General features: G+C 59.8%; 2 protein-coding genes. Both read left to right on the top strand.

Annotated features, from left to right (window positions below; genetic code table 11):
• The first annotated feature begins 1,049 nt into the window (after nucleotides 1-1,049).
• A complete protein-coding gene (locus Q2941_RS51015) occupies nucleotides 1,050-2,990 on the top strand; it encodes an NEL-type E3 ubiquitin ligase domain-containing protein (protein ID WP_458197452.1) in 1,941 nt (646 codons plus the stop codon).
• Nucleotides 2,991-3,069: 79 nt separating this feature from the next.
• The gene (locus tag Q2941_RS51020) at nucleotides 3,070-3,255 is read left to right on the top strand and encodes a hypothetical protein (RefSeq protein ID WP_458197453.1); all 186 of its coding nucleotides are present in this window, start codon (nucleotides 3,070-3,072) and stop codon (nucleotides 3,253-3,255) included.
• Nucleotides 3,256-3,876: the final 621 nt, after the last annotated feature.

The raw sequence follows: 3,876 nt of genomic DNA on the forward strand, positions 1-3,876 counted from the left end.
TCGAGATGGAGGCGCTGGCGCTTGTCCTCTTGTTCAGCGCGACCGGGTTCCTTCTCTCGCTCGCAGTATCCATGTACTGGCCCGAGATCGCTGCCGCCTATCTGGACGTAGTCCCTTAAGGCGCTCAATCGCGACAGCTTCTAGGAATGGATGAGGACCAAAGGGTCATACAAGAGGTTTCTAGGGACGACCAGTGGAGCTCAATGAGGATGGCAGCGATGATGCCCCTGACCATGTCTCCTACGCTGAGAGTGGTGTTACGACGGCACTGGTTTGAGCACTCCATCAGCGGAATCCAGATCGCTGCGAATTACCGATTGCGTTCCTGAATCTTCTTCGATGAAAGTGGGGCGCCTGCGCCCCCGAGGCAGTCTCGGCCGTGTCGAGCTTCTGCCGCTAGTCTAGGATCAGGCAATCGAAGCGCTTGAGGCGAGATAGGAGCATGGGCAGCAACAGATCGGGATGAGCCGCCTGGCGCGTCTGGACGAGACCGTGTTGCCAGAGAGCAGAACGCGTTGCCCACGACAAGGACTTGTCCGATGGCCACTGCGGCATGGGTCTTGGCCGCTTGGATCGAAAAACGGGATGTAATCAGGTACTCGATTTGGTGCGCGGAGAACTATGCGAATTGTCGGCCGACGCTTGCCGTCGAGAAGCCGATGCGCAAGTGGATGAACGCGGCCCCATCGATGGGGGCCATCGACTACTGGCGGATCGTTCTGCGGCTCGTCAGCTAATCGACAGCTAAGCCTCCTAACGTGAGTCGTCTCTGTCTAGGCTATCCAGATCCGGCTTGATCTGGGGAGGAGAATGCGATGGTTCCCTTCTAAAATATCTACCAATTGGGCGACTTAATTGCGTGCGGACGCATTACGATCGGCTGCATCTGACTGCGAGCGAATGGAGCAGCGTGTTCGGCGGGCCTGAGGTGGCAACCGCAGTCCTGGAGCTTGCTTCATCGTTCCTCGCAAGTCACCTGTAGCGATGGCCATCACTGTCGAAAATCGCTGTTCCGGCGCTAGATCCTTCATTCGTGTCGGAGAAGGGGCATGATGAATACAGGACAGACCCAGCGGACCGCTGGCACTACGTCCGAAACTTCCGAACGAGGCCACCGGCAAGGTTGCCTGTGTGGTCTCACCCAGGCCGCTGCACAGTGGGTCGAAGCCTTGACCCAAGCGCGCCTTGCCTCGGCGCAACGCCAACTCCTGGAAGGCTGGGCCGCCGAATCTGGACAGGGCGAACAGGAGGATCGGCGAGAGGCAGTAAGCCGAACGAGAGCTTGGCTGGAGGCGGGTGAAGTCGACGTGCCGCTGAATCTGGTATCCTTGTCCCTGACCGCCTTGCCCGTCGATCTGCCGCCAGGGCTGCAGGGGCTCGGCACCAGCAACAATCGGCTGAGCACCTTGCCTATCGATCTCCCGGCCGATCTCCGCTGGCTCGACGCCAGCAACAACGGGCTGACCAGCCTGCCCGACACTCTTCCGGCCGGCCTTCAGAATTTCAATGCCAGTGGCAATCGGCTGACCGGCCTGCCTGCCGCCTTCCCGGCCAGGCTCCGTTGGCTTAACCTCAGCAACAATCAGCTGACCAGTCTGCCCGATGCGCTCCCAGCAACTCTTCAGCAGCTCGACGCCAGCGACAACCAGCTGAGCAGCCTGCCCGAGATCCTCCCGGCCGGGCTCGAGCGGCTCAACGTTGGCAGGAATCAGCTCCGCAGTCTGCCTGATACCCTCCCAGCAACGCTTCAGCAGCTCGACGCCAGCGACAATCAGCTGACCGGCCTGCCCGAGATACTGCCGGCCAGTCTCGAGCGGCTCAACGTTCGCAGTAACCGTCTGGCTAGTCTGCCCGAGACTCTCCCGGTAGGAGTGGAGGACCTCGACCTTGTCGGCAACCTGCTGACGAGCCTGCCCGAAACTTTGCTGACGCAGCTCGGCTCTGACTGCCGCGTTCATCTGGTAAATAATCCGCTGCCAGAGCGAGTGCGGACGAACTTGGCGACAATCTTGAATAGCGAGGGCTATGCCGGCCCGCGGGTCTTCTTCTCGATGAGTGACGGGGCGATGCAAGGTCAAGCGCGGCCTCTGTGCGAGGCGATCGCGGCTTGGCTACCTGACGAGCCTGAGGCAGTAGCTGCCTGGCAGGCCTTTAGCCAAGAGCCGGGTGCGCAAGAATACGCTCGCTTCCTCGACAGGCTATTGGACACTGTGAACTATGGCAATCGCGAGTTCCGGCAGGCGGTGGCAGACGATCTGCGTCAGGCAGCGACCAGGCCGGGATTGCGCGCCCAGTACTTCCAGTCGGCCGTCGGAGCGAGCGAGAGCTGCCAGGATCGCATTACTTTGGCTTGGAACGGAATGCAGAACGCACGGCTGAACGCTGATGTCGAGGAGGGAGCCTACGACGAGCGGCTCGACAAGCTTCTCGAACAAGGCCGGGTCATGTTCCGTTTGGGCGAGCTAGAGAGGATTGCCCGCGACAAGGTCAACTCGCTCCGGTTCGTCGACGAGATAGAGGTCTATCTCGCATATCAAGTCAAACTGCGCGAACGGCTGGACCTCAGGCACATCGCCCCGCACATGCGCTTCTACGGCGCGTCCTACGTCACCGAACACGACCTTCTCACCGCCGAGACCTCTGTGCGAAACAAGGAGGCGGTGGGATTCGCCGACTATCTGGCAACGAGCTGGCAGCCCTGGGCGACGGTGCTGCGCCGCATCTCACCCGAAGCTCATGCAGAGATGCAGGATCGGCTCGTCGATGCGATGGATGATGAATTCAAGAGTCGACTAACGGAACGGCTCGCCGATCATCACCTCGTCGGCGACGCCGACGCCGAGCGGCAGCTCGGAGCCGAGATTCGCGACGAGATCGCCCGCGAGATCAAGGGCGCGCTGACGCGTCAAGTGCTCGGCGACCACTGCCTCACGCTCCGGCCGGCAGCGCCTGCGCAGACCGTAAAGGCGGACGGGGCGGGCGGATCGTAGCGGTCGATGTTCGGAACAACGGAGTCGGCTCTCGTTGTGTTGACATCCGCTTGTCGATGAATCCCTGCCGAGACGTATCGTGCGTCCAGACGAAGCGCCGCGGCTGACGACATGGGTGTTCACCAATGCCGATGCCACTGTCATTGACGGCGACGGCCTCTCGCTCGAGGCGACTCGAGCAGCGGATCTGATCGATATAGCCGTAGAAATAGAGCTTCAGCAGAAAATGCCGGATCATATGGCGTCTTGGCAAGCTCGCTCATAAATGTGCCTGATGCGATCGTGTTCCCCAGTGAGACTCTTCCCCGCCTCTCGTCGACTATTGCGGTGCACGACGCTTGAATCATAGCCGGCGAAGTCTAGCGCTGTCAGGTCATACACCACGATGCTTCGAGGAAAGTCTAGAGACTGGTTTCGAATTCATCTGCTCGGGACACCCACTCGTTTCTCTCATGGATTATTGCCCGCCCGCTCGGTATCGCCGATGAAGGAGATTTGACGATCCCAGCCGCTCCGGAACACTTGCATCTACCCAAAATCCATTTCTCAGCGGCATCGGTAGAATCAAAGCTTCCGATCAAAAGCTCCGAACGGCCGTCAGCACGCAGCTCGCGGATCATATAGCGACCGGAACGATGCCAGCAAATTGAGTAATCAGAATGCCTGTCTGGGCGCATGGCTACATCGGGAAAGAGAATCGATTGATTAGCAAGGTTCGTATATGCAGCAGTATCGATTCGTAAGTTAGCCGCGCAGTGCCTCGTGTCCATACATACGAAGGTTTGCGCCTTTGTACGCATCCGGCGGGCCTTTCAATTACCCACATTTCCAGCCGCTCCGATTTCGGCGCCGAGTTCGATATCGGTGAGTCTGGAGAGTCCGCGCC

This window comes from Bradyrhizobium sp. UFLA05-153, from assembly GCF_054185185.1.

Bases quoted from the DNA above. Each gene is read 5' to 3' on its own strand.
- Q2941_RS51015 (WP_458197452.1), top strand. From the start codon at position 1,050: ATGATGAATACAGGACAGACCCAGCGGACCGCTGGCACTACGTCCGAA.